Origin of the sequence: Achromobacter sp. 77, assembly GCF_020541125.1 — a bacterium.
Taxonomy (GTDB): Bacteria; Pseudomonadota; Gammaproteobacteria; order Burkholderiales; family Burkholderiaceae_B; genus Achromobacter; species Achromobacter mucicolens.
The window spans coordinates 5,251,355-5,277,559 of record NZ_CP059848.1; the positions used below are offsets into that span (position 1 = coordinate 5,251,355).

The following is a 26,205-nucleotide window of genomic DNA, read 5'->3' on the forward strand; positions in this document are numbered from 1 at the left end:
TTTTCACGACGATCTATTTGTTTTCCAAATCGATATGGATTTTCGCCAACTGCGTTACTTCGTCGCCGTCGCCGAGGAACTGAGCTTCAGCCAGGCCGCGCGGCGGCTGCATGTCAGCCAGCCGCCGCTCAGCCTGCAGATCAAGGCGCTGGAAGAAGAGCTGGGGTCGCCGCTCTTGACGCGCACGAGCCGCAGCGTGGAACTGACGCAGGCGGGCGCGTTGTTCCTGGACCAGGCGCGCCGCGCGCTGGCGCACCTGGAACGCGCGGGCGAGGTCGTGCGGCAGTCCGCGTTGGGAGAAACCGGCGAGATCCGCGTGGCATTCACGGCGTCTGTGCCGATGTTCGACGCGTTTCCCCGCATCGTGCATGCCTTTCGCACGGATTTTCCGGGCGTGGGTGTGGACTTGAGCCACCAGTCGACCGGACAGCAACTGCGCGCACTGGCATCCAAGGACATCGACGTGGGCTTTCTGCGCCCGTCCATCCTGTTCGTGCCGCCGCCCAATATCGCGACGCTGCCGCTGTGGACCGACCGCCTCATGGCCGCCCTGCCCCAATCGCATCCGCTGGCGCGCCGCAACGCGCCGTTGTCGATGACCGACCTGGCGGACGAGTCCTTCATCCTGTTCCCGCGCGGGCTGGGCTGCGGCTTGTTCGACCACGTGGGCGTGCTGGCCAGCCGCGCGGGCTTTGCCCCGCAAGTGGGCCAGGAAGCGCGCGAAGGCGCGACCATCATCGGCCTGGTGGCGGCAGGAATGGGCATCTCGATCCTGCCCGACACCTACATGAAGACGGGCATTCCCGGCGTGGCCTATCGCGAGCTGGACACGCCGGATGCGCAAAGCCAGGTATTGCTGGCGTATCGTTCGGAGGATGGGTCCGCGCTGGTGCAGCGGTTCCGCGAAACCGCCCAGGCCGCGCAGTAAAGGAAGCGGCAGCCGCGTCCTTCGCCATGACCTTCCGCCTCTTCGCGCTCACGCTATTGGCTATGCTGGCCTTTGCCGGCAACTCGCTGCTTTGCCGGGTCGCGCTCAAGCAGACGGCCATTGATCCCACCACCTTCTTCGCCATCCGCATCGTGTCGGGCGCGCTGATGCTGTGCCTGGTGCTGGCGCTTCGCCGGCAGACCGGGCGTGTCGAAGGCACGTGGGCGGGCGCGCTGGCGCTGGTGGGTTATGCGCTCGCCTTCTCGTATGCCTATACGCATGTGCCTGCGGGCACGGGTGCGCTGCTGCTCTTCGGGGCCATTCAAATCAGCATGATTCTGTATGGCCTCGTGGCCGGGGAACGGTTGGCGGCGATGCAATGGGCCGGCACGGCGCTGGCGGTTGCCGGACTCGTCGCGTTGATGTGGCCCAGCGCCAATGCGCCCCCGGTGTTTTACGGATTGCTGATGATCCTGTCCGGGGTGGCATGGAGCATCTATTCGCTGTTGGGCCGAGGCGCGAAGAACCCGGCCGCCGCGACGGCCGGAAATTTCATCCGGGCAGCGCCCGTCGCGGTGGCGCTGCTGCTTGCGCAATTGGCCGCCTCCCACGTTCGATTCGATACCGCCGGCGCGGCCTACGCAGTCGCCTCTGGCGCGGTGACCTCGGGCCTGGGCTACATCCTTTGGTACGCCGCGCTCAAGCAGTTGACCGTGACGCGCGCCGCCACCGTACAGCTCAGCGTGCCTGTGCTGGCAGCGCTGGGCGGGACGGTGTTCCTGGACGAACCGATGACCGCGTTGCTGATCGCGGCATCGGCCTTGGTGTTGACCGGCGTGTCGCTGGTGATCTTCAACAAGCGCGCGGCGTGAACCGCCGGGGTGCCTGACGTGGGAGCGCAGACAGCCCCGGCTGGCAAAGGCCGCCCGCACGGCGCGGCCTGCGCGGTTTGTGGTTACCAGCGATACCCAACATTCAGCATGCCGCCGTAGCCCCGCTGACCGCTGTTTCCAGCCTGGCCAAACAACTCTCCGCTTACCTGCCACGACTCGCGGACATTGCCTGCCACGCCGATTCGCAGTTCAGCGGCGTCCCGCATCGGCGTTGCGTGGAACGTCGATGCGCCCACGTTGGCTTTCGCGCTGCCCGAGTTATGCAGCCAATTGGCTTCGACATAAGGCCGCACCGGGAACGTGGCGGCGTCGTTGCCAAGCGGGTATGCGCGGACACCCACGCGCGAAGTGACTGAACTGGCGGGCGAGTTTTTCAGCGTCATGCTGGGCAGCACAGCGTCCTGGGCGTCGTATCGCGTGTAGGCCAGTTGGGCTTGCGGCACGACGACCATCTCACCTAACGCGGAATCGGCGGCGAAGGGCTTGAGCGCGTATCCCGCTTCCACCGACGCGGTCCAGGTGTTGGAGCGATAGCGGGCCGAGCCCAGTTCGCTATTGATTTCGTTGGAATAGCGGCCGAACTGCAACCACGAATCGGCGTATGCGCCCAAGCGGGTGGCATCGTCGGCGTAAGCGGTGGCATAGATGCCCACCGAATACCCAGTGACCTTGCCTCGGGCATCGGCACGCATCGCCATGCCGGTTCCCGGGTGGATGAGTTGGGAAGTGGCGTGCGTGCGCGCATCGCCCGCCCCGGCCATGACCCCTGCCTTGAGGACGCCTTGCTGACCCAGTCGCGTGCTCACGAGGTCGGCGCCCATCTGCAGCATGGCGGTGTCGGTGTCGATGCTGACGTGACCTTCGTTAAGCTTCATGCCGGTGTGCCGCGCGCCCTCAGTACGTGCCCACACCTGCCGGGACGCGCTGCCGGGCGCAGATTGACCTGCCGACATTTGCGCCACGGTCCGATCCGCCAGGCGATGCACGAACATCCGGGTCGCCGCGACCTGATTGCCGATATGCGCGCCGTTTTCCGGTGAGACGTTCTGCAGATATCCCGGCGGGGTAGAACCGGTTGAGCCACCGCCACTGCCGGGAGGCGTAGTCACACCACTGCCCGGTGGCGTTTCGGTGCCACTACCCGGAGGCGTCTCAGTACCGCTGCCGGGAGGCGTCTCAGTACCACTGCCGGGAGGCGTTTCGGTTCCACTGCCCGGAGGTGTTTCAATGCCACTTCCCGGCTGCGTCGTTGACGTCAGGTACCAATCGGACGCCACGCCGCCCGTGCCGCCCTGAACCAGGAAATAGTCGTAGCCATTTAGAGCCAGGCTAGTGGTTGAGGGCCGGAAGCCAGTCGAGTCCGCGTCCAGATAAAACGCATTGCCCGCAATCGTGGCCCCGTTGGTGGCCTGCACAAGCCGGATGCCTTGCGTGGTCAATGCGCCTGCGCCGCCGGCGTTCAAGACACGCAGCCCGGTGGTGCCCGTGACCGCGCCGCCGTCCACGACGAGCCGGTCGGTCAAGGACGTATCGTCGCCCAGCTGGGTATTCATGACCAAGGTGCCGCCGCCGATGTAGTCGGAGACGGTCAGCGTCTTGAATCCAGATTGCGCATCGGGAGACACGAACCGGACGACGCCCGCGTTCGTCAGGGTCTTGACGGCCGAATCGCCGCGCATGTTCCAGACGCTGCTGCCGTCTAACTTGACGCTGTCCACCGAACCCTGCCCCGCGCGCACCGCGCCGGTCCACGCAGTGCCGCTGGCCAGGCCAATGTCGACGCGGCCGCTGTCGGAAGTCAGCACGTCGCCCGTCATGAGCGCGTCTGTGGCGTTCAGGGTGACGCGTTGCGTCTGGTACGGTTGCCCGGGGACGATTCCCGCGTTGGGAGTCGCCTGCGTTCTAAGTAGGATGCCGCTGGCTTCGTCGCCGCCGGATCGGGTCATCACCGTGGCGTTCTGGACGGAGATGTCGTGATCTCCACCCCTGACGAGAAACCCCACGCCATCGTGGGTCTGAAGGTCGCTGCCGTTCGACAGCACGAGCGAGTTGGCGCCCTGCGGTTCGTAGCGCACGCTCTGCACGCCGTTTGCGTTTTGACCCGTCATGATGACTTGCGTTTCGCTCAGCGAAACAGCCGTGTCGCCGGCGCCGATGTTTCCAAGCAAGTGCGCGCCGGTCGCGTTTGTGGACTGGCCATTCAATTGGGAATTGACGGCGTCGATGTGCGCCCCGTCGGTGGCCTGGAGCGCTCTTCCCCCTGTGCCGGACACGTCCACCGTGACGCCGTCCAGCGAAACGTGGGCGCCGCGTTGGGCGGCGCTCGCCCCTACCGCATTGGTGGCTTCGGCCAGCACATGCGTGCCGACGGCGGCAATCGTCGATGGCGCCGTGTCATCCTCCGAAAACGCATACAGGCCGGCTTGTCCTGCACGCAGCGTGCCTCCTTGAACCTGAGCCGACCCGTTGACAGTGCGAATCCCGTACCGGCTGGCGTGAATATCCACGTCCTTCGCGTTGATCACATGGTTGGCCCGCCCGACGACACCGTCAGTGACGGCGACGGCCTCGCTACCGATCGTCACGTTATCGAGTGACGCGGTAGCTGTCGAGTTGCCCAACAAGTACACCCCAATGAAGACGCCGTTGGGCCCACCCAAGACCGTGTCGACGACGTTCAGGGTTGCACCGTCAGAGCCGGTAATGGCGCCCTCAATGACGCTTCCCGTCACGGTCGCCACGGAGTTGCCTGACACATGCAGAGACGAGGCAGCGCTCTGTACGATTCCTGTCTTGGTGTGGCTGTTGGTCATCGTGAAGTCAGCATCCTGCACCGAGATGAGCGCGGTCCTTGCCGTGCCCGATTCGTCCACGCTGGACACAATGACATCCGTTAGCTCGACGTGCCCGCCCGATTGCGCGCGCACCGCATAGCTTTCGATCTCATTGCGAGCAACGCTGGTGATCTCAAGATTCTTTGCGGTGATGTGCCCTCCGCTCGCATGCATCGTCGCTCCGAACCCGCCTGCCCCGGACACATTTGTGCCGTTCAGCTCGATGCGGCCGCCATCCACCGCCCGCACGGTGGTTGCCATCGACGAGAGCTGGGAGTTGGTGGCGCTCACCAGACTATTGACCTCGGACGCGGACAAAGCGGTGCCGTCTTGCGTCTGGACGGTACTGTCCGTGAGCAGGATCGTCCCGCCGCCCTGGGCGTGCGCGCCCCGGCCGTCGGCTTCTCCGATCAGCGAGACGCCACTTGCCTCGACGCTATTGCCCGATCCGTCGACGCGGATTGCCTCTCCGGTACTGACCGTGACATTCCAACCAGGGAACAACAACAACGACGTATTGCCCAGCGGGTCGTCGACAACGATGGGCGCGGTCGGCGCCGCCGACACCATCAAGGGAAAGGCCGGAATCGTTGCGGCGAGAATCGCCGCGACAACCGGGGAAAGAGGGAAATGCATTGCAAGCTCCGTAACCCGTGCGCGGCCTCGGAGATGCCGAAAGCCAGATGCCAGCCAAGTGCAGCAACGCCGAACCGCCACGAAAAAAAGCGACCATTCTCTTGACGTCGCGCAAGCTCGCACATCGAAAGACTTCTAAAGCTCGCTCCCCCTCTTGCAAAAACGCGGTGACACGCAACAATTCAGACCAGTTCCCGCAACAATGTGCAAAACCGTCGCCGTCCCTGTTTCCGGACGAAAAAAGGGCCGCGTCGAAAGCGGCCCGCAAACATCGTCCCGCACCGGGACGGATACTCACATTACGCAACTCACACGCTGTCCAACGCGGAACGGTCCACGCTAGCTGCCGCGGACGCCGCGTCCTGCATCGCTTCGATGAACACGGGCGCGCACAACCCAGCCACGACCGCCGCCAGATCCGGATCGATATCGTCATAGGCATGCCGCGCGGCCAGCATGTTCAGCGAGCCGATCACCCGCGCCGCGTGCCGCACCGGGATATTGAACGCCGACTGCAGCCCGCGCTCGATCAGCATCGGCGCTTCGGAGAAAACGGTGCGCACGTCGTCTTCGTTGCTGGCGACATACAGGCGCCCTTCTTCCAGCACCAACCGTGACCACGGGCCGTTGCCGGTGGCCTTGAAGCCGCCGAGCGGACTGATGGTGTCGTCCGACGTGTGCAGACGCTTCATCAGCTTGTGGTCCTGCAAGTACAGCAGCGCCGTAAACAGCTTGTGGCCGAAGCAGTCTTGCAGCAGGTTGGAGATCACGCCCCACTGCGCCTGCCGGTCGCCGGCCAGCGCCAGATCCCGGGCGTGGCCACCCAACGCGTGGAATGCGGAAGCCTTGGTCATGCGTTGATTTCCTCGAGCACGACGCCACGCGTGTTCTTGCCGTAGAACAGGATGCCCAGGCCGCCGACCAGCAGGATCGCGGTCATCATGGCAAACACGCCGGCAAAGCCCAGGACCGGATACGCCACGCCAACGATGGTGGGCGACGCAATGGAGCCGATGCGGGCAAAGGCGGAGGCCGCGCCCATGCCGGTCGCGCGGATCGACGTGGGATAGATTTCGGCGGTGTAGGTGTATTGACCGGCGATCACACCGTTCATGCCGAAGGACAGCAGCATGCTCAGCATGATGATCTGATGCTCGCCGCTAGCCAGCGCCAGGCCCAGCGCCGACAGGCACGACAGCAGCATGTACGCCAGGATCGTGTACTTGCGGCCGATCTTGTCGTTGAAGTACGCGGCCGAGAAGTAGCCCGGGATCTGCGACAGGTAGATCAGGATCGTGTACGAGAAGCTTTTGGTGATGGTGAAGCCGCGCTCGACGAGCAGGCTGGGGATCCACACCAGGAAGGCGTAGTAGCAGAACAGCACGGTGATCCAGAACACCCACACCAGCGCGGTGGTGCCCAGGTATTGCTTGGAGAACAGCGACGCCAGCTTGGCCATGGCGGTCTGCTGGTCTGCGGGCGAGGACGCAGCCTTGCGCGTGGCGACAGGCGTGGGCAGCGGGCGGCCGGTGCTTTGCTGCACTTCGGCTTCGATGGCTTCGCAGATGCGGTTGGCCTCGGAAGTCTGGCCGGTGTGCTCAAGCCAGCGGGGCGACTCGAACAGCGACTTGCGCCACCACAGCAGGAACACGACCGGCACCGAAGCGATGATCATGATGTAGCGCCAGCCGTCGTCGCTCATCGGCACGATGAAGTAGCCCAGCAGCGCCGACATCACGAAGCCGAACGAGAAGAAGCCCGCCAGCGCGCCGGTGAACCGGCCTCGGTACTTGCTGCTGACGAACTCGGCCAGGTACGGCGCGATGATGGCGCCTTCCGCGCCCATGCCGATGCCGGCGATCATGCGCAGGATGTAGAACTCGTGATAGTTGCGCGCAAAGGCGTTCACGAACGTGGCGACGCAAAACAGCAGCAGCGCCCACATCATGATCTTCTTGCGGCCGTAGCGGTCGCCCAGGATGCCGGAGAACAGCGCGCCGACCAGGAAGCCGACGTACGTGCTGCTGGCGATCCAGCCGATCTGGCCGGTGGTCAGGCCCCACTGCGTGCGCAGCGAGGGAATGATGAAGGCGATGATGCCGGCGTCCAGTGCTTCGAAGGCGAGCCCGAGGCCGCCGATCATCAGCAGCCGGAAATGAAAGCTGCTGAAGGGCAACCGCTCCAGGCGGTCGGATACGGAAAACATGATGGGGAAGTTCCGGAGATAAAAGGAAGGGGACCGTCAGCAGGCGTTCTTGTGCAGCAGGCCGCGGTTCATGATGAGCTTGATCGAATCGGGCTTGGTCAGCAGTTCGATGTCGTCCAGCGGATTGCCATCGATCAGCAGCAGATCGGCGTAGGCGCCTTCGCACACTTCGCCCAGGAGGCCTTCCTGGTTCAGGATCTCGGCGCCGATCAGCGTCGCCTGCTGGATGACCTTGGCATTGCCCAGCACGCGGCTGCGCAGCACCAGTTCGTCGGACTGCATGTAATGGGTCTCGCCCAGCAGGTCGCTGCCGTAGCCCATCTTCACGCCGACTTCGTCCAGGATCACCAGCGCGGTCAGGCCTTGCGTGCGCACGGTGGCGATCTTCTTGACCGAGTCCAGCGGCAGGCCGTAGCGCTCGCCGTCGTTGGCCAGGCCTTCGTAGGTGATCAGCGTGGGCACCATGTAGGCGCCATGTTCCTTCATGACCTCGGCGGCCTCGCGGTCGACGAGGTTGCCGTGCTCGATGGTGCGCACGCCGCAACGCACGGCGCGCGTGATGGCGCGCGGGGTGTAGGCGTGGGCCATCACGTAGGTGTTGGCGTTATTGGCCTCTTCGACGATGGCGATGAGCTCGGCCTCGGAGAAGCCCAGGTTCTGGATGGGGTCGTTGGGGGAGGCCACGCCGCCAGACGCCATGACCTTGATCTGCGTGGCGCCCTTCAGGATTTCCTCGCGCACGGCCAAGCGGCAGTTGTCCACGCCGTCGACCACACGCCCGATGTTGCCGATCTTGACCGAGCACGGGCACGGATCGAGTTCGTCGTTGCGCTGGCGGAAGTCGCCGTGGCCGCCGGTCTGGGACAAGGCCTTGCCTGAGCAGAACAGACGAGGGCCGTCGATGGTGCCGTCCAGCACCGCCTGCGCCAGCGCCCAGTCCGCGCCGCCCGCGTCGCGCACGGACGTGAAGCCGCGGTCCAGCATGCCCTGCATGATGGGCAGCGCGCGCAGCAGCGCCAGCGCGTTGGGCAGGGACGCGACGCGGCCCAGGTTGAACGACGACGCCACAACGTGCACGTGGCAGTCGATCATGCCGGGCATCAGGGTCATGCCCTTGGCGTCCACCACCTGCGCATCCGCGGCAGCCGGTTCATCGGCGCCAATGCGGGTGATCACGCCATCCTCGACCAGCACGGTCGCGGCGGCTTCAAGGGCCAAGGTTCGGGTATTGAGGATCCTGCAATTCTTGATGACAACCGGCTTCATAAATCGACCACGTAAACAGTTCAAAACGCCGGGAAATCACGGCATGCCGAACTCTACCGGTACAATTCGGGGGTCCGATACCGGGTCTCCCCCTATGCGTTCGACACAAATTTGAACAGCCTTATGAGCATTACTCATACCCCCCTATGAGACGTCGCTGCCCCACCCTTTCCGAGTTGAACGCATTCTCCGCGGCGGCCCGGCACTTGTCGTTTTCCAAGGCGGGCAAGGAACTGTTCGTCACGCAAAGCGCCATCAGCCGGCATATCGCCACGCTGGAAAGCTACCTGGGGCATGCGCTGTTCATCCGGGGCACCAATGGGCTGCAACTCACCCGCATGGGCGCCACCTATCTCAGCCTGATCCGGCCGGCCCTGCATACCCTGGAAAGCGCCACGTCACAGGTCATGGCGACGCAGCAGTCGGCAAAATCCCTGAACGTATCGGCCGCGCCCACCTTTGCGGCGCAATGGCTGTTTCCGCGCTTAAAGACGTTCCGCGAGGTCAACCCGGACATTTCCATCAATTTCGTGCGCTACAGCGTGGCGGATTACAAAAGCACCGAGCTCGATTTCGATGCGTCGATCCAATATGGGTATGGCGATTGGCACGATGGCGACGCCAAATACCTGACGGGCCGTGAAACCCGTCTGGTGTGCTCGCGGGAATATCTGGATCAGCACCCCATCGGCAGCCTCGAAGACATCAAGCAATGCACGCTGCTGCAGCACATCGAGATTCCGCTGTCCTGGGAATATTGGTTCTCGACCTACCTGGGCGATTATGACCGCGCACGGTTCGGCCCGGGCTTCAATCTGTTTTCGATGATTATCCAGGCCGCGTCTTCCGGCTTTGGCGTGGCGCTGATGCCGCATTGCCTGATCGAAAAGGAACTGGCCACCGGGCAACTAGTGGACATTTTCGACCGGACGTTCGAAAGCCCGCTTGGCTATTATCTTTGCGCGCCGAACTGGCGCAGCAACATGGAAAGCTACGAACGGCTGAGCCAGTGGCTGGCGCACGAGTGTTTTCATGGCGGGCACGGCGGCGACGCCGCCCTGCCCACTGACGTGCGGCCCGCGCCCGGAAAGCCGGCTGCTGGACGGATGGCGCCCGCGCAGCCCGGTGAATCCGACTGCCCGTATTGCGGGGCGGCAGCCTAATCATCTGGCGCCAACGCCCGCCCCCGCGCCTTACCCCAGCTTCGCGCAAGCGCGCTTGATGCGCGCGCAGCCCTCTTCCAACTGTTCCATCGACGCCGCGTACGAGATCCGGAAGAACGGCGACACCCCGTACGCCGCGCCTTGCAGCACCGCCAGGTTCTCCTCGTCCAGCAGGTACATGATGAAGTCTTCGTCGGTCTTCAGTTGCTTGCCCGCGGGCGTCGTCCTGCCCAGCAGCCCTTCGCACGACGGAAACACGTAGAACGCGCCTTCCGGCATGTGGCAGTCGATGCCGTCGATGCGGTTCAGGCTGGCCACGATCATGTCGCGGCGCGTCTGGAAGATGCGGGTGCGTTCGGCCATGAAATCCTGCGGGCCGGACAGCGCTTCCTGCGCGGCCGCCTGACTGATCGAAGACGGGTTGGACGTGCTCTGCGACTGCAGCTTGGTCATCGCCTTGATCAGGCCGGCCGGCGCCGCCCCGTAACCGATACGCCAGCCGGTCATCGCATAGGCCTTGGACACGCCGTTGATGGTGAGCGTGCGCGCCTTCAGGTCCGGCGCCACCTGCGCCAAGGTGGCGAACTGCCGGCCGTCGTACAGGATGTGTTCGTAGATATCGTCAGACATCAACCAGACATGCGGATGGCGCCGCAGGACGTCAGCCAACGCCAGCAGCTCTTCGCGCGAATAGGCCGCGCCGCTGGGGTTGTTGGGCCCATTCAGGATTACCCAGCGCGTGCGGGGCGTGATCGCCTTGTCCAGGTCGGCGGGCTGCAGCTTGAATCCCTGCGCGGGCGGGCAGGCCACGAAGACCGGCGTGCCGCCCGCCAGCAGCACGATGTCGGGATACGACACCCAGTACGGCGTGGGCACAATCACCTCGTCGCCCTCTTCAACGGTGGCTAGCAGCGCGTTGAAGATGATCTGCTTGCCGCCGTTGCCGACGATGATTTCGCTGGCGGCGTAGTCCAGGCCGTTGTCGCGCCGGAATTTCTCGCGGATCGCGGCCTTGAGCTCCGGCGTGCCGCCCACGTCGGTGTACTTGGTGCGCGATTGCGCCATCGCGCGCACGACCGCCTGCGTGACGTTGTCGGGCGTATCGAAGTCGGGCTCGCCGGCCGTCAGCGCGACGATATCGCGGCCGGTGGCGCGCAGTTCACGGGCCCGCTGGCCCGCCATCGAGCTGGGCGAGGGTTTGATGCGCTGGATGCGCGCGGCGGTCTGGATCATGGAAGGTCCTGGAATTGACGGGTTGCAAGCAGGTGGGGTGCGGGTGCAATCAGGCTGGCGTTACTGCCGCCACTGCCGCAGGTAATCAAGAAAGATCCGGTCCACGCGCGCCTCGTTGCCATCCGAGTGGCCTGCCGAATGCGGCGTGACGAATGCGTTGGGCAGCGTCCATAGCGGCGATTCGGCATCCAGCGGTTCGTGTTCGAACACGTCCAGGTACGCGCCTGCCAGCGTCTTTGCGCGCAGGGCGTCGATCAGATCGGCTTCAGCGACGATCTCGCCACGCGCCACGTTGACGAGCCGGGCGTGCGGCGCCATGGCGGCGAGCACACGCGCATCTACAAGCCCGCGTGTGCGATCGCTTAAAGGACAGGCCAACACCAGCCAGTCGGCGCGTCCGGCAATGCGTGCCAGATCCTCGAACGCGTAGGTTTCAAAGCCTTCGGCGGGCGGCGTGGCCGCGCTGCGCACGGCGATGACGTTCAGGCCCAACACCCGCAGATACCTGGCTAGCGTCTGGCCGATCGGCCCCCACCCCACGATCACGGCGGTCTGCCCGGCCAGGTCGCGGGGCAGCAATCCCCCGATCAGTGGTGTCCACGTGCGCGCCCGCTGCGCGTCGAACAGGCGGGGAAACTCGCGGGCCAGCGACAGGATCGCGGCCAGCGCCGTCTGCGCCACCACCTGCGCATTGGCCCCGGACGACGTCGTGACGCGCACGCCGCGCGCCTTCAGTTCGCCGAAGATCGGCCGGTCGGCGCCCGCCGAATGCACGTGCACCCAGGCCAGCTTCGGCGACCGGCGCAGCGTGACGTAAAACGCCTCCAGCGGTTCGAGGACGCGATGTTTGGTCGACAGGCCCGTCACGTCGCGCGAGATGAAGGCAACATCCACATCCGCCGGCTCATTGCCGTGCGCCTGGGCCGCAATGACGGGTTCGAAGGGGCGCCCGTCCAGGGCCTGGCTGATAGCGTCGCCGATCCGCTCTCGCGTCGATGCGGACATGAGGATGCGCAAGGATTGTGGTGTGCTCATGTGGGCAATACGCCTGCGGCGCTCATTTCAGTTCGCTCCCTGCTGCGTGCGGTGGAGACGGCGCGATGCGCCAGATCGAAGGAAATTCTAGAGCGCGGTTTTCTTCACTACAAATTGTTGGTTTTTGCTTATTATTCGGTTTCACCAATATATAAAACGGTGGGGAGCATGACGGCAAAACGCAGCATCACCCTGCGGCACTTTCGCAGCTTCGTCGCCGTGGCCAACACGGGTTCGTTCACCGTTGCCGCGTCGCAATTGTTCCTTACCCAGTCTTCGCTGACGGCGACGATCCAGCAGTTCGAAGACGCGGTAGGCGTCAAGCTGTTTGACCGCAGCACACGGCGCGTGGCGATGACGCCGGAGGCCGCGCGCTTCAAGGCCGAAGCCGAGCGCATCCTCAGCCAGTTCGACGGCGCCTTGAGCGACCTGGAAGCGTTGTCGCAAGGGCGTCAGGGGCATGTGCGGATCGCGGTGGTGGCGTCGGTCACCAACTACTTCCTGGGCGACGCCATCGCGGCGTTCCGCCAGGCCTATCCCAAGATCACGTTCTCGTTGCACGACGCCGGCTCGGAACAGGTGGAAAAGATGATCGCCAATGGCGACATCGATTTTGCGATTTCGACGTCGCACCACGGCTTTGACGAGCTGGTCTACACGCCGCTGTTCGAGGACCGCTACGGCGTGATCTGCGCGGCGTCCTATCCGTACGCGCAAGGCGCCAAGCCCTTGAAGTGGGCTGACCTGGACCCGGCGGAATATGTGGGGTTTACCGAGGACACGGGCATCGGGGCGTTCCTGCGCGCGCATGCCGGCAAGCCGGGTTTCTTTGAGCAGCAGCACGATGAAGTGTCGCGGACGTCGTCGCTACACGCCGTGCTGCGTGGCGGCGCGCGCTACTCGATTCTGCCGGCGCTGGCGGCAAGTTCCATCGCGCCGCCGCAGACGCGGGGGGCCGAACCGGGCACGTTCGTGTTTCGGGAATTGAGTTCGCCCCGGCTGTCGCGCGAGGTCTGTTTGATTACGCGGCGGCTGCGGTCGCTGTCAGCGAGTTCGGAGCTCTTCCTGCAGTACATGCGGGACGTGATCAACGAAAAGCCAGTGCCGGCGGGGGTGAAGGTGACCACCGGTGTCTGACACCCATGGCAGTCGGTCTGCATCTTGAACCGCTGCGGCAAGGGTGTCAGACAACTTTTCTGCAAGGGCGCCGGACACCCACGCCGGTGGCTACTGCACCGCGATCTTCGCTTCCTTCACCAGCTTGCCCCATTTGGCGCGTTCGGCTTCGATGTGCGCGGTGAAGTCCTGGGGCGAGCCGCCCGTGGCCTGCGCGCCCAGATCGGTGAGCTTCTTGCGCACGGTCTCGTCGGCCAGGATCGCGTTGACCTCCTTGTTGAGCCGGTCCACCACGGCCTGCGGCGTGCCGGCGGGTGCGACCACGCCGGTCCAGGACAGGGACTCGTATCCCTTCAGGCCCGCCTCGGTCAACGGCGGGATCCCCGGCAGCACCGACAGCGGCGTGGTGCTGGTGACGGCCAGCGCCTTGACCTTGCCGGATTGCGCCAGCGGCACCGCCGACGGGGCATTGTCGAAGATCATGTTGATCTGGCCGCCGACCAGGTCCACCAGCGCCTGGCCGCTGCCCTTGTACGGCACGTGCATCAGGTCCACGCCCGCCATGTTCTTGAACAATTCGCCCGACAGGTGCGTGGAGCTGCCCGCGCCCGAGGACGCAAAGGAATACTTGCCGGGGTTGGCCTTGGCCAGCTTGATCAGGTCGTCCACACTGGACACCGGCATGTCGTTGTTCACGATCAGCACGTTGCTGATGGAGGCGGTGTACGCCACCGGCTTCAGGTCGCGGTCGGCCTTGTAGCCTGGGTTGTTGTACAGGAACTCGTTGATGGCCAGGATGCCTGTCGTGCCAAAGAGCAGCGTCTGGCCATCGGGCGCGGACTTGGCCACCATGGCCGCGCCGATGTTGCCGCCCGCGCCCGAGCGGTTTTCAACCACTACGGGCTGCTTGAGCGCCACCGCCAGCCGCTCGGCCAGGAGCCGTCCGATCACGTCCGTCGACCCGCCGGGCGCGAAAGGCACGACCAGCGTGACCGGGCCCTTCGGATAGGCGGTTTGCGCACCCGAGGCCGTGGCCACGCAGGACAGTACGGCCAGGGCCGCGCCAGCCAGTTTCCACTTCTTCATTTTTTTCCCCTTGATTTTTGGGTTGCTGGTGAAGCAACCCTGCCGATCATAGGGAGCGCAATCGTGCGCCACAAATGAGAAATTCCAGTGGATTAATCGGTGCAATCAATATATTCGGGAATGCCCGGATGCTTAGCCGCGTTGCGGTCCGGCGCCGCGCAGCAGCTTGCCTGGCAGCTCGCCCGTGGCCTGGCCGCGTTCGAAGATCGGCAGGCCGTTGACCAGCGTGGCCGCGTAACCATCGGCACGCTGCACCAGCCGGCGCCCGCCGCCCGGCAGGTCAAACACCATTTCCGGGCAGTGGACCTTCAGCGCATCGGGATCGATGACATTGATGTCGGCCTTGTAGCCGGGCTGCAGCAGCCCACGATCGTGCAAGCCATACACCAGCGCGGTATCGCGGGTTTGCCGGCGCACCACGTGTTCCAGCGGCAACAGCGGGCCGCGGCGGCGATCTCGCGTCCAATGGCTGAGCATGAAGGTCGGCATGCTGACATCGCAGATGTAGCCGCAATGCGCGCCGCCGTCGGACAGGCTGTTCACGGTATTGGCGTGCTGCATCAACTGGTGCAGGTGATCCAGGTTTTCATAGGCGTAGTTAAAGGACGGGTAATAAAGAATCGCCCGGCCGTCGTTCTCCAGCATCAGGTCGTACACCAGCTCCAGCGGCGGGCGCCCGGTGCGCGCCGCCATGGCAGCCACGCTGTCTTCGGGCAGCGGTTCGTAGTCGGGATCCTGGCCCAGCCGGTAGATCTTGTGAAAGCTGCTGAATAGCGTTTCGGCCCGGCGGTCCAGCAGGCCGCGCTGCTCGCTCATGATTTTCTGACGGACCTGCGGATCGCGCAGCTGCGCGAGCTTTTCCGGCAGGGGCAGCGCGTGCAGCGCCTGATAGGTCGGATGGGCAATGAAGGGGTGCAGCGAGCTCTGCCAGGAGAACAGGATGCCGAGCGGCCGGCCGCTGATGCCAGCCATGAGCGGCACGCCCTCGTCGCGCGCCTTGTCCAGCGTGCGCACGATCTGCTTCCAGACATCTGGCGCGCCATCGGTCTGCTGAAGGTTGAACAGCACGGGCAGTCGATTGTGGCGGGCGAGCTGCTCCAGCCAGGGGATCTCGCCTTCCATCGCGGGATGGTTGGCCGTCATCTGGAACACGCCGTGGCCGACTTCACCCATGACCGATCCCAGCGCGCTGATCTCTTCGCCGGTGGCGAACGTGCCTGGCGGATACTTGCGCTCGTCGTACTTGTGCAGGAAGGTCCGCGACGTTGAAAAGCCGACCGCGCCCGCCTGCAAGGCGGCGCGCACGACCTCGCGCATGGCCAGCAGGTCCGCGGGCGAGGCCTCGTCGTGATGAATGGCGCGATCGCCCATCACGTACGCGCGCACCGCGCTGTGCGGAATCTGCGCGCCGATGTCCAGCGCCTTGGGCCGCCGGTCCAGCGCGTCCAGGTACTCGGGGAACGTCTCCCAGTCCCATTCGATGCCTTCCGACAGTACCGAGCCCGGAATGTCCTCGACGCCTTCCATCACCTTGATCAGCCATTCGCGCCGGTCGGGCTTGACCGGCGCAAAGCCCACGCCGCAGTTGCCCATGATGGCGGTGGTGACGCCATGCCATGTCGAGGGACTGAGATACGGGTCCCATGTCGCCTGGCCGTCGTAATGGGTATGGATGTCGACCCACCCCGGCGTCACCAGCGCACCCGCCGCGTCGATTTCTCGCCGCGCCGCGCCCGCCTTGCCGCCGGCCTGGACGATCCTGCCGCCGTCGATGGCCAGATCACCCACCCGGGCGCTGGCGCCCGAACCGTCCACCAGCGTGCCGCCGCGTATCACTACATCGTGCATCGTTGTCTCCCGGGGCCCGCGGGCCCGTCAGCCTTATTCCAATACCAGCCCGATCCGGCGGATCACGTCGCCCCACCGCGCGCTGTCGCGCTGCACGATGGCCGAAAATTCCTTGGGACCCGCGCCGCTGACCTCGTTGCCCTGCGACAGGATGGTCTGGGTGATTTCGGGGGTCTCCAGCGCGGCGCGAAACACCTGGGCGACGCGCTCGGCCAGTGCGGGCGGCATGTCGCCCGGACCGAAGATGCCTTGCCAGCCCACGATGTTCAGTCCCTCGATCCCCTGCTCTTCCAACGTGGGCAGCTCGGGCAGCACGCTCAAGCGCCGGTCCGTGGCCGGGCCCAGCAGCTTGACCTTGCCGGCGCGGGCGTTCTCGACCGCCGTGGCGGTGCCGTCGAAGTAAACCTGTACGTCGCCCGCCAAGAGTGCGCGGCTGGCGTCGGCGGTGCCTTTGTACGGGACGTGGACGATGTCGGTACCCGTTTTCATCTTGAGGATCTCGCCATTCAGGTGCGAGGTCGATCCGGCGCTGTACGAGGCGTAGTTGAGTTTTCCGGGGTTTGCCTTGGCGTAGGCGATCAGCTCGGCCGTCGTGGAGAACGGCGCGTTGTTGTTGGCGACCAGCACGGTGGCCGATCTGACCGCCTGCAACACCGGCGTGAAGTCCTTGACCGGGTCGTACGGCAGCTTTTTGTAGAGGTGCGGATTCTGCGTATGCGTGACCACGATGGTGTACAGCAGCGTATAGCCGTCCGGCTTGGCGCGCGCGACGTCCTGCGCGCCGATCATCGTGCCCGCGCCCGGCTTGTTGTCGATGATGATGGAAGCGCCCGTCTGCTGCGATACCTTGGCCGCCAGCATGCGCGCCAGCGAATCCGACCCCGACCCTGCCGGGAATGGCACGACCATGCGTATCGGCTTGCCCGCGGCGGGCCAGGCGTCGGGTTGCGGGGACGGCGCCGCGACGGCGGCCGTACAGGCCAGCATGCTCAGCGCGGCGGCCCAGCCCGCCAGATGGAAGATCGGCTTGCGGTTCATGTTGTCTCCTCCTGCGAGGTTGGCGTGTCGCGGGGCCGCGCAGCGCTCTGTGTCGTGTTTTCCCGGGTTCTTGCAGCGTTTTCACCGACCCGTGGTCAAGCTGTTTTAGTCTTGCAATTGACTCGAATCAATTGCATATTTGGCGCAATTCCGATGAGAAAAATACATGGGCCTGACGATTCGTTCGCTCCAGCACTTTTCCGTCCTTGCCGAAGAGCGGCACTTCTCACGGGCGGCCCAGCGGCTGCATCTGACGCAGTCGGCGCTGACGCGCAGCATCCAGTCCCTTGAAGAGACGCTGGGCCTGGTGCTGGTGGATCGCGCGTCGATCGGCGTGACGCCGACGCAGGCGGGAAAAATGGTTCTCGATCGTTCGCGCCGCATCCTGGGCGATGTCCTCGCCCTTCGGCGCGAGGCCGAATTGATGAGGGGCCACGACACGGGACGCGTGAGCTTCGGCGTCGGGGCCTTTCCGGCGGCGGGGTTTCTGTCGCCGCTGCTGGTCCGCCTGGCGCACGATCATCCCGGCCTGAGCGTGCATGTCGAGATCGAAAGCTGGCAGCGCCTGCTCGACAAGCTGTTGCAGGACAAGCTGGACTTTGCCGTGGCGGTGACGCACAGCCTGCCGCCGCCGGCCGACTTCATCGTGCGTGCGCTGCCGCCGCAGCACGGCGGCCTTTTCGTGCGGGCCGGGCATCCGCTGCAATCGGTGCGAAAACCCAAGCTGCGCGCCGCCTTGGCGCAATATCGCCTGGCCGCCACCGACCTGCCGCAGCGCGCGCGGGAGTATCTGGCCAAGCTGTATCAGGTGGCGGGCGTGGATGAACTGCCGATTGCGTTTGAATGCGACAGCGTCAGCGCGCTGCGCGACGTAGCCGTGGGAAGCGACGTGGTGCTGTTCTGCACGCGCGAGGCCATCGTCGCCGAACTGGCACAAGGAACGCTTGTGCCGTTGCCGCTGCCCTACCCGGCGTCAGGTCCGCTGACCTACAGCGTCATCCATCGCGCCCGGCGCAGCTTGTCGCCTACGGCGGAACGGATCATCACGTTGGTGCAGGCGTATCTGGCCGGCGAAGGGGGGGATGATGCGGCGCCGCCGCGCGGGCGGCGGCGAAGTGCCGGCGCGAAATCCGCCGCGAAGGGCTGACACCCGCGCCGCATCAAGACATTCAAGTCCCCGCGCCGGGTTCCTGTTCACGCCGCTCCGCTGCTTCCTGCGCGGCGACGTCTTCCAGCTTGACCTGACTGGTGCTGCCATGCGTGGCGGCGCATTGGGCGGGATTCTGGGTGCTTTTGACACACTCCGCGAATGCCAGCGCCGCGTCGACGGTCGCGAAGTGATACGAATGACCGTCGGCGAACGCGACCTTTCCTTCAACAGAACAATCCATGAGTGCCTCCAGGTTGCGCAAACGCCCATCCTATCCGAGCCGGCAGGGAAAATCGACCTCCGCGGCGTCCAGCCGGGGCAGGACGACGGTCAATTCACCCGCTGGGGAAGCACCGCGCGCATCCAGCGCGACAGCGTCGGGCGGATGCGTTGGCTGTGCAGCAGCACGGCGCCAAGCACGCCGATGAATGCCCCGAGCGCCGTGTCCACGAAGCGCGCCTCGATCACATCGACGGGATAGCCTTGCCCCAGATGCGGCGCCTCGGCCAGAAAGATGGTCAAGGGCGTGATCAGCGCCACCGCGCTGGCGTAATGGCGCACCACCAGCGTTTCGATGCCGAACGACAGCGCCATCATCACCACGCTCAGCGTCCACACGTTGAGCGGCAGGCTGAGCAGCGCCCATGCCACGCACAGGCCCACGGCGGTGCCCAGGATGCGGTGCATCTGCCGGCTCCACGCCGCGCGCAGGCTGGCGCCCTGGATGATCGCCAGGCAACTGACAGGCACCCAGTACGGCCGCTGCAGTTGCAGCAGTTCGGCCACCAGCAATGAGATGCCGACGAACAGCCCGATGATGACGGAGTCGTACACAACGAAATCGAACGTGGGCTTGGGCAATTCGACATGCGGCGGCGGCGGGGCCACGCGCGTCATGTGCAGCGAATACGCAAAGGCCACCAGGCAGGCGACCAGACAACCCAACGCCACCATGCCCACGCGCAATGGCACGTCTTCGATGGTGCCCGGCGTGTAGGCGGCGATCGCCGTGGCCATGATGAAAAACAGGCTGCCCGGCGGGCCCAGGCGATAGCAGCGGCACACCATGTTCACCACCATTGCGATCAGCGTCAGCGCCGCGATCGTGGCGGTCGGCCAGAACTGCGTCAGCGCGCCCAGCGCATAGCAGGCGACCATGCCGAAGGATGCCGCCAGCAGCATCATCATGCGGATCTGCAACGAGGCGTTGGGCAGGCTCAGGAACACCATCCCGCCCAGGCTGGACATCAGTCCGTAATCCATGCGCCCGAAATACGCGCCCACCATCAGCGGCAGACCCGACGACAGCGCGGCGGCCAGCGGCATTTCCCAGCGGCGGTCGCTGGCGTTGACCCGGGTCAACTCAGTCCAGGTGCCGTGCAACTGCGCCTTGACGAAGGCGAACGGGCGCCTGGGGCGGTCGTCTGGACCTGCGGGGTCGTCATGTCGATTCATAGGCTGGCGTGTCGGTGGGGCATTTTCCGGCCGCTGGCGGCCTGGAAGCAGGCGGCAGGCCGGGCATGCCCGATTCTATCCCCATCAAATTCCGCCTCCCGGATTTAACGGGAATTCCCTGATTCTCCCTCCCGGACCCACTGGTACTATGCGCCGCACTTCAGCCTTCGGCTGAACGATAAATATGCGCCACGCGGCGCGGAGACACCATGAAAGCACTCAAACTGGCTGCGGCAGGAACCGCCTTGTTCATTTCGTCCTGGACCGCCCACGCCGGCGCGACCTTCGAGGCGGTCAAGAGCAAGGGCTTTGTCCATTGCGGCGTATCCACGGGCGTCGCGGGCTTTTCCGTGAACGACAGCAAGGGCGGCTGGATCGGCCTTGACGTCGACCTGTGCCGCGCGCTGGCCATCGCCCTGTTCGGCGACGCGTCCAAGGCCAAGATCCAGGCGATCAGCGCGGTCCAGCGCTTTACCGCCCTGCAATCCGGCGAAGTCGACGTCCTGACCCGCAACACCACGCTCACCCTGACCCGCGACACGACGCTGGGCCTGATTGGCGTGGGCGTGAACTACTACGACAGCCAGGGCATCATGGTGAACAAGTCCCTGGGCGTGAAGAGCGCCAAGGAACTGGAAGGCGCCACCGTCTGCGTGCAGCCCGGCACCACCACCGAACTGAACCTCGCGGACTGGTTCCGCTCGCAGAACGTCAACTTCAAGCCGGTCGTCGTGGAGCGCCTGGACGAGATCATCCGCGCCTTCGCCGTGGGCCGCTGCGACGCCTTCACGGGCGACAAGTCGCAATTGGCCGCCGCGCGCAGCAACCTGGAGAACCCGGAAAAGTACGACATCCTGCCGGAGAACTTCTCCAAGGAACCGCTGGGCCCGATGGTTCGCCAGGGCGACGAGCAATGGTTCAACCTGGTCCGCTGGACCATGAACGCCATGCTGGAAGCCGAGGAATACGGCGTCACGTCCAAGAACGTGGACGAGATGCTGAAAAGCACCAACCCGAACATCCAGCGACTCTTGGGCGTGACGCCGGGCATGGGCAAGAACCTGGGCGTCGATGACAAGTGGGCCTACAACATCATCAAGACCGTCGGCAATTATGGCGAGAGCTTCGAGAAGAACCTGGGCCCGAACAGCCCGCTGAAACTCGAGCGCGGGCTGAATGCGTCGTACCGCAACGGCGGGCTGATGTACGGCTGGCCGGTGCGCTGATAACCGGGCCGCAAGGCCCAAAACGACTCCCCTAGGGTAAGCCGCAATTTGCGTGCTCTCGCGTGGCCCGTACCGTACGAGAAATATGTTTATCGTACAAAGTCCGGATCACATTTTTTGGAGCAGCACGTGAAGCAGTAGGTCTATAACCCAAGGGGAAGTCGTCATGAAACGTCGTAGTGCGTTGAAGCTGATGGGGGCCGCAGCCGGCCTGCACCTTACCGGCGCAAGCTGGGCACAGAGCGGGCCGTATCCGTCCCGCGTCATCAAGATCATCGTCTCTTCCACACCAGGCAGCGCCACCGACCTTGCAGGACGGCTGGTGGGCGACCTGCTCTACGCCAAGTACGGCCAGAGCGTGGTGATCGAAAACCGCGCCGGCGCCGGCGGGGTCATCGGCACGCAGGCGGCCGCTGCCTCACGGCCTGACGGCTACACCCTCACCACGGGGGGCCTGGGCCACAACGTGCTGCCGCCCGCCACGCTGCGCGGCCTGCCGATCGACATCCCCACCGCGCTTCTTCCCATCGCCCAGGTGGCCGAGTTCGTCAACGCTCTGGTCGTGCGCGTGGACCACCCCGCCAACACGGTGCCCGAACTGATCGAATACCTGCGCGCCACCAAGCGCAAGCCGCTGTATGGCAGCAACGGGGTCGGCAGTTCGTCGCAGATGACGGCCGAGCTCTTTGCCATGCGCACCGGATTGAAGTTCGACCACGTGCCGTACAAGGGCGCCAGCGAGGCGCTGGTCGGGACGGCCAATGGCGACCTGGATCTCTGTTTCATGAACCTGCCGCCCACGCTGCCGATGGTGGATGGCAAGCGCCTGAAGGCATTGGCCGTGACCAGCGCCTACCGCGCGCGCCAGCTGCCCAACGTGCCGACCATGCAGGAACAGGGCATGAAGGACTTCGACGTGACGAGCTGGCTGGGCATGTATGCGCCCGCGCAGGTTGATCCGGCGATCATTGCGCAGCTGTCCAACACCATCGTCACGGGACTGGCCGCGCCGGAATACCAAACCCGCATCATCAACGCCGGCTTCGAACCCAAGCTGCGCGACGCGGCGCAGTTCCAGGCGTTTTCAAAGGCGGAACTCAAGCGCTGGACCGAGGTCGCGCAGCAGGCGGGGATCGTGGTGGATTACGGCGGGAAATAGGATAAGGGGCCGCGAAGGCGGGGCTGCCTCGGCGACCCCACCTCGGCGGCCCCACCTTCGCGGCCCCACCTTGCGGGCCTTCGTTCATCGGCCCGTGGCTTTGCCTGGCGGACGCGTCAGGCGCGCGCCTGCCAGACCTCGGGGTTGACCATCGCCTGCGGCGTCTTTCCGCTCAGTGCATCCATCAGGTTGGCCACCGCCAAGTCGATCATCGCGCGCCGCGTTTCGTGCGTGGCGCTGCCCACATGGGCCTGCAGCACCACATTCGGCAAGGCGCACAGCGGGCTGTCGGCCGGCAGCGGTTCCTGCTCCATCACATCCAGCCCCGCACCCGCGATGGTGCCGGCGCGCAACGCGTCGATCAGCGCCGCCTCGTCGATGACCGGGCCGCGCGCCGTGTTGATCAGGTAGGCCGTTGGCTTCATCAAGCTCAGCTCGCGCTTGCCGATGGAATGGCGCGTTTCCGCGGACAGGGGGATGTGCACGCTCAGCACGTCAGACGACTTGAAGAGTTCGTCGCGCTCGACATAGGTCGCCAGGCCTTCGGCCTGCGGATCTTCGCGGCGGTTGTGATAGATGACCTTCATGTCGAAGGCCTGCGCCGCGCGGGCCACGACACGGCCGATGCGTCCCATGCCCAGCAGTCCCAGCGTCTTGCCGCGGATGTCGCGCGTCAGCGGAAAGGCGCCCTTGGTCCAGGCGCCGCTGCGCACGAAGGCGTCGCCCGCCACCAGGTTGCGCGACAGGCACAGCATCAGGCCGATCGTCACGTCGGCCACCGCGCCATCCAGCACGCCGGGCGTGTTGCAGATCAGCACCTTGCGCTGTGTGGCGGCCGCCAGATCGACGTTATCGAATCCCACGGCGAAGTTCGAGCTGACCTTCAGCGCGGGCAAGGCGTCCAGCAAGGCTTGATCGACCTTGGTGCGCACCGTGCAGACCATGCCTTCGATATTCGCGCGCGCATCCGCGTCCAGCACCTCGCCCGGATTCTGTCCGGTGGGCACTTCGACGATTTCGCAACGCTCGGCCAGCTGCTCGCGCAGATCGGGCGGCACGGGCGCGGACACGATGACTTTGGGTTTTTGATTCATGGGGGCTCCAGAGGGTTCAGGGTTCGATTGCTTCGACGTCGGTGGCAAACACCTGCTGCTCACCAGCGTCGACCAGCGCGGGTTCGGCCGGATTGTCCAGGTACCGGACAATCAGCCAGAAGCCGTCCTGCGGGTTCTCGACGATCTCGGCCAACGCGCCGCCCGCCATGCGCACGCGCACGCCGGGTTGCAAATCGACGAGGTTGATGGATTTGTTGTCGGCCATGCGGTTGCTCCTTGGGGTTCGGACGCGCTGGCTACAGCTCGAGCTGCGATGACGGCACGCGCACGCGGATGCCGTCCAGTTCGGGCGTCATGATGACCTGACAGGACAGACGGCTGGTCGGGCAGCGCTCGGGCACCACTTCAAGCAACGCTTCCTCGGCCATGCCGGGTGGCTCCAGCCGCGCGTGCCAATCGGCATCCACCTGCACGTGGCACGTACCGCAGATGGCGCCGCCGCCGCATTCGGCGACGATGCCTTCCAGGCCATCGCGCCGCGCGGCTTCCATCAGCGACCAATCATCGGGCACATCCAGCACCTGTTCGGCGCCATCGGGCAATTCAAATATCGCAACGGGCATGTTGTCTCCAGAAGGTTTGATCACGCCGTGGCCGCAGCCACTTCGGGCGCGCCGATGCGCGGCACGCCCTTGATGAACTCCACCGGGCTATCGACCGCTTCGATCGCGGCCAGGCGGCCGTGCTGATAGCGCTCGACCAGCCATCCCTTGGCCGTGGGCAGCAATACATCGCGGCACGGCGCAGCCGGATCGACCAGTCCGGCCATCTGCAGACGGCGGCCCTGTTGTTCGGACCAGAACGTGGGCGGGCGCGACGCGGGCGGCGCCTTGCCCGCGATGGCGGCGGCTGCCGTGCGCGCCTGCGCCAGCGCGTTCTGCACGCTTTCAATCCGGGCATAGCGCTGCAGCTCGCCCCGAAAGGCGCTGGCGCAGTCCCCGATGGCGTAGACGTCGGGCGCCGACGTCCGGCAGCATTCGTCCACGACCACGCCGTCCAGACAGATGAGTCCCGCCGCCTCGGCCAGCGCCGTCTCGGCCACCGCGCCAATCGACACCAGCACCAGGTCGGCATCGATGGCCTCGCCCGTCGCCAGATGCGCGCGCCATCCGGATGCCGTGCGCTCCCAGCGCTGAATCGCAGCGCCGTGGCGGATCTCGATGCCGGCCTCGCGGTGCAGGTCGCCCAGCCGCGTGGCCGTGGGCTCGGACACCTTGCCCGCCATCACGTTGCCGCCCTGCTCCAGCACCAGCACTTGCGCGCCCAGCTTGCGCGCCGAGCAGGCCGCTTCCAGTCCCAGATATCCGGCGCCGACCACCAGCAGCCGGATGCCCGGCCGCAGCGCCTCGCGCAGCCGGTGCGCGTCGTCCAGGCCGCGCACCGAGAACACCTGTTCGCCTGCCACGTCGGCAATGCCGCGCGCGCTGGCGCCCGTGGCAAGCACGCAATGCTCATACGCCACGACGCGGCCCGACGCCGTGCGCAGCGTGTGCGCCGCAGTATCGATGGCGGCCACCGGGTCGCCCGCCACCACAATTACGCGCGACTTTTCGTAAGCGCTGCCCGCGCGCAACGCGATGCGCTCGGCGCTGGTCGAACCGGTCAGCAGGGCCTTGGACAGCGGCGGCCGTTCGTAGGGTGCATGCGTTTCGGCGCCAAAGAGCGCCACGTCGCCTTCCACCCCCGCCGCGCGAAGGGCCCACGCACACTCCACGCCCGCATGTCCCGCACCGATGATGGCGGTGTGAACCCGCTGCAGGGCCGATGTCGTTTCCATGATGTTCAGGCTCCGAATTTCAGGGAGATGCTGGCCTTGGTGGCGACCTGCTTCCAGCGCGCAAGTTCGGCGCGGTTCAGTTCCGCAAACGCATCCGCTCCCGTGGGCCTGGGCTCAAAACCCGCGGCGCTCAAGGTTTCCACCGACTGAGGCAGCGCCATGCCTTCCTGCAACGCCGCGCTCAGCTTCTGCACCACCTCGGGCGGCATGCCAGCCGGTCCATACAGTCCAAGCCAGCTCGTCACATCGAAATCCGCCACACCTTGCTCGGCCATCGTCGGCACTTCCGGCAGCTGCTTGCTGCGATAGCTGCTGGTGACGGCGATCGGGCGAATCGACCCTTTGCGGATCAATCCCATCACCGGCGGCAGATTGCTGAAACTGAAGTCCAGGTTGCCGTTGACCACGTCCACCAGCATCTCGCCGCTGCCCTTGTAGGGCACGTGCAGCAGATTGGTGCCAGTGTGCTGCGCGAAGAACGCGGTGGTCAGGTGCACCGACGAACCGATGCCGTTGGAGCCGTAGTTCAGGCCATCCTTGCTACGTTTGCGCGCCGTAGCGATCAGGTCGTCGACGCTGCGTATCGGCGAGTCGGCCCGCACGATCAGCACGTTGATGAATTCGGCCATCTGCGCGATCGGCGTGAAGGCACGCGACGTATCGAGCGGCAGACCGGTCACCGTGGCCATCGGCAGCACCATGCCGCCCAGCCCATTGAGCAGCAGCGTGTAGCCGTCCGCCGGCGCGGAAGCCACCTGCTGGCTGCCGATCATGCCGTTCGCACCCGGCCGATTCTCCACCACCACGGGCTGACCAAACTTGCGCGTGAGGATTTCGCCCGCCAAACGCCCCGCCACGTCCGTGACGCCGCCTGGCGGATACGGCACGATCAGGCGGATCGGCTTGCTCGGATAAGCCGCGTCGGCGCCCCACGACATTCCCGTTGCCGACATCGCGGCCGCGCCGGCAATGGCCTTCAGTACAGTACGTCTTTGCATGCTGCAACTCCAGGTATGGGCGAGCGCGTCCTGTCGGCGGTCA

23 protein-coding genes are annotated in these 26,205 nt (G+C 65.4%); 7 read left to right on the top strand and 16 right to left on the bottom strand.

What is annotated here, in order from left to right; all coding sequences use genetic code 11:
* The first annotated feature begins 34 nt into the window (after positions 1–34).
* Positions 35–928 (top strand): LysR family transcriptional regulator, encoded by an 894-nt coding sequence (locus tag H4P35_RS24200; protein WP_128829353.1) that lies wholly within the window; start codon positions 35–37, stop codon positions 926–928.
* 26 nt (positions 929–954) lie between these two features.
* The gene (locus H4P35_RS24205; RefSeq protein WP_226847283.1) at positions 955–1,800 is read left to right on the top strand and encodes a DMT family transporter; all 846 of its coding nucleotides are present in this window, start codon (positions 955–957) and stop codon (positions 1,798–1,800) included.
* Between the two features lie 83 nt (positions 1,801–1,883).
* Here the strand turns inward: H4P35_RS24205 and H4P35_RS24210 are convergent, their stop codons facing one another.
* From H4P35_RS24210 to H4P35_RS24225, 4 genes are all read right to left on the bottom strand, one after another.
* Positions 1,884–5,291, bottom strand: coding sequence for an autotransporter outer membrane beta-barrel domain-containing protein (locus H4P35_RS24210; RefSeq protein ID WP_226847285.1), 3,408 nt, complete (start codon positions 5,289–5,291; stop codon positions 1,884–1,886).
* Positions 5,292–5,599: 308 nt separating this feature from the next.
* On the bottom strand, positions 5,600–6,145 hold the full coding sequence (locus H4P35_RS24215; RefSeq protein ID WP_226847286.1) for a GAF domain-containing protein: 546 nt from the start codon (positions 6,143–6,145) through the stop codon (positions 5,600–5,602).
* Positions 6,142–7,497: an MFS transporter gene (locus tag H4P35_RS24220; RefSeq protein ID WP_056324799.1), complete on the bottom strand. Its 1,356-nt coding sequence runs from the start codon at positions 7,495–7,497 to the stop codon at positions 6,142–6,144. The genes H4P35_RS24215 and H4P35_RS24220 overlap by 4 nt, the downstream gene beginning before the upstream one ends.
* A gap of 36 nt (positions 7,498–7,533) precedes the next feature.
* Positions 7,534–8,763 carry an amidohydrolase family protein gene (locus tag H4P35_RS24225; RefSeq protein WP_226847288.1) on the bottom strand — a complete coding sequence of 410 codons (1,230 nt, stop codon included), beginning with the start codon at positions 8,761–8,763 and terminating at the stop codon, positions 7,534–7,536.
* 176 nt (positions 8,764–8,939) lie between these two features.
* On the opposite strand from H4P35_RS24225, the gene H4P35_RS24230 reads away from it, so the two are divergent.
* Positions 8,940–9,926 carry a LysR substrate-binding domain-containing protein gene (locus H4P35_RS24230; RefSeq protein WP_370638943.1) on the top strand — a complete coding sequence of 329 codons (987 nt, stop codon included), beginning with the start codon at positions 8,940–8,942 and terminating at the stop codon, positions 9,924–9,926.
* 30 nt (positions 9,927–9,956) lie between these two features.
* Here H4P35_RS24230 and H4P35_RS24235 read toward each other — a convergent pair whose 3' ends face one another.
* On the bottom strand, positions 9,957–11,159 hold the full coding sequence (locus H4P35_RS24235; protein ID WP_226847290.1) for a pyridoxal phosphate-dependent aminotransferase: 1,203 nt from the start codon (positions 11,157–11,159) through the stop codon (positions 9,957–9,959).
* A 60-nt stretch (positions 11,160–11,219) separates the two neighbouring features.
* Positions 11,220–12,194: a D-2-hydroxyacid dehydrogenase gene (locus H4P35_RS24240; RefSeq protein ID WP_226847292.1), complete on the bottom strand. Its 975-nt coding sequence runs from the start codon at positions 12,192–12,194 to the stop codon at positions 11,220–11,222.
* Between the two features lie 168 nt (positions 12,195–12,362).
* Here H4P35_RS24240 and H4P35_RS24245 point away from each other — a divergent pair, with 168 nt between their 5' ends.
* Positions 12,363–13,331: a LysR family transcriptional regulator gene (locus tag H4P35_RS24245; protein WP_226847294.1), complete on the top strand. Its 969-nt coding sequence runs from the start codon at positions 12,363–12,365 to the stop codon at positions 13,329–13,331.
* A 90-nt stretch (positions 13,332–13,421) separates the two neighbouring features.
* Here H4P35_RS24245 and H4P35_RS24250 read toward each other — a convergent pair whose 3' ends face one another.
* The 3 genes from H4P35_RS24250 to H4P35_RS24260 all read right to left on the bottom strand — a co-directional run bounded on the left by H4P35_RS24250 (position 13,422) and on the right by H4P35_RS24260 (position 17,282).
* On the bottom strand, positions 13,422–14,396 hold the full coding sequence (locus tag H4P35_RS24250; RefSeq protein ID WP_226847295.1) for a tripartite tricarboxylate transporter substrate binding protein: 975 nt from the start codon (positions 14,394–14,396) through the stop codon (positions 13,422–13,424).
* A 132-nt stretch (positions 14,397–14,528) separates the two neighbouring features.
* Positions 14,529–16,244, bottom strand: coding sequence for an amidohydrolase family protein (locus H4P35_RS24255; protein ID WP_226847297.1), 1,716 nt, complete (start codon positions 16,242–16,244; stop codon positions 14,529–14,531).
* Between the two features lie 33 nt (positions 16,245–16,277).
* Positions 16,278–17,282 (bottom strand): tripartite tricarboxylate transporter substrate binding protein, encoded by a 1,005-nt coding sequence (locus tag H4P35_RS24260; protein WP_226847299.1) that lies wholly within the window; start codon positions 17,280–17,282, stop codon positions 16,278–16,280.
* 166 nt (positions 17,283–17,448) lie between these two features.
* On the opposite strand from H4P35_RS24260, the gene H4P35_RS24265 reads away from it, so the two are divergent.
* Positions 17,449–18,429, top strand: coding sequence for a LysR family transcriptional regulator (locus H4P35_RS24265; RefSeq protein WP_226847301.1), 981 nt, complete (start codon positions 17,449–17,451; stop codon positions 18,427–18,429).
* Between the two features lie 22 nt (positions 18,430–18,451).
* Here H4P35_RS24265 and H4P35_RS24270 read toward each other — a convergent pair whose 3' ends face one another.
* A complete protein-coding gene (locus H4P35_RS24270; RefSeq protein ID WP_226847303.1) occupies positions 18,452–18,694 on the bottom strand; it encodes a hypothetical protein in 243 nt (80 codons plus the stop codon).
* Positions 18,695–18,762: 68 nt separating this feature from the next.
* Positions 18,763–19,887: an FUSC family protein gene (locus H4P35_RS24275; RefSeq protein WP_226847305.1), complete on the bottom strand. Its 1,125-nt coding sequence runs from the start codon at positions 19,885–19,887 to the stop codon at positions 18,763–18,765.
* 209 nt (positions 19,888–20,096) lie between these two features.
* On the opposite strand from H4P35_RS24275, the gene H4P35_RS24280 reads away from it, so the two are divergent.
* The gene (locus H4P35_RS24280; protein WP_056324770.1) at positions 20,097–21,113 is read left to right on the top strand and encodes an amino acid ABC transporter substrate-binding protein; all 1,017 of its coding nucleotides are present in this window, start codon (positions 20,097–20,099) and stop codon (positions 21,111–21,113) included.
* A gap of 166 nt (positions 21,114–21,279) precedes the next feature.
* Positions 21,280–22,272, top strand: a complete 993-nt coding sequence (locus tag H4P35_RS24285; protein WP_226847307.1) for a tripartite tricarboxylate transporter substrate binding protein — start codon at positions 21,280–21,282, stop codon at positions 22,270–22,272.
* A 116-nt stretch (positions 22,273–22,388) separates the two neighbouring features.
* Here H4P35_RS24285 and H4P35_RS24290 read toward each other — a convergent pair whose 3' ends face one another.
* From H4P35_RS24290 to H4P35_RS24310, 5 genes are read right to left on the bottom strand one after another with little or no spacing between them, the layout of a single operon-like run.
* The gene (locus H4P35_RS24290) at positions 22,389–23,366 is read right to left on the bottom strand and encodes a 2-hydroxyacid dehydrogenase (protein ID WP_226847309.1); all 978 of its coding nucleotides are present in this window, start codon (positions 23,364–23,366) and stop codon (positions 22,389–22,391) included.
* Positions 23,367–23,382: 16 nt separating this feature from the next.
* Positions 23,383–23,592: a hypothetical protein gene (locus H4P35_RS24295; protein ID WP_226847311.1), complete on the bottom strand. Its 210-nt coding sequence runs from the start codon at positions 23,590–23,592 to the stop codon at positions 23,383–23,385.
* 31 nt (positions 23,593–23,623) lie between these two features.
* A complete protein-coding gene (locus tag H4P35_RS24300; protein ID WP_056324760.1) occupies positions 23,624–23,950 on the bottom strand; it encodes a 2Fe-2S iron-sulfur cluster-binding protein in 327 nt (108 codons plus the stop codon).
* A 20-nt stretch (positions 23,951–23,970) separates the two neighbouring features.
* Positions 23,971–25,164: an FAD-dependent oxidoreductase gene (locus tag H4P35_RS24305; RefSeq protein WP_226847312.1), complete on the bottom strand. Its 1,194-nt coding sequence runs from the start codon at positions 25,162–25,164 to the stop codon at positions 23,971–23,973.
* A 5-nt stretch (positions 25,165–25,169) separates the two neighbouring features.
* Positions 25,170–26,162, bottom strand: a complete 993-nt coding sequence (locus H4P35_RS24310; RefSeq protein WP_226847314.1) for a tripartite tricarboxylate transporter substrate binding protein — start codon at positions 26,160–26,162, stop codon at positions 25,170–25,172.
* Between the last annotated feature and the right edge of the window lie 43 nt (positions 26,163–26,205).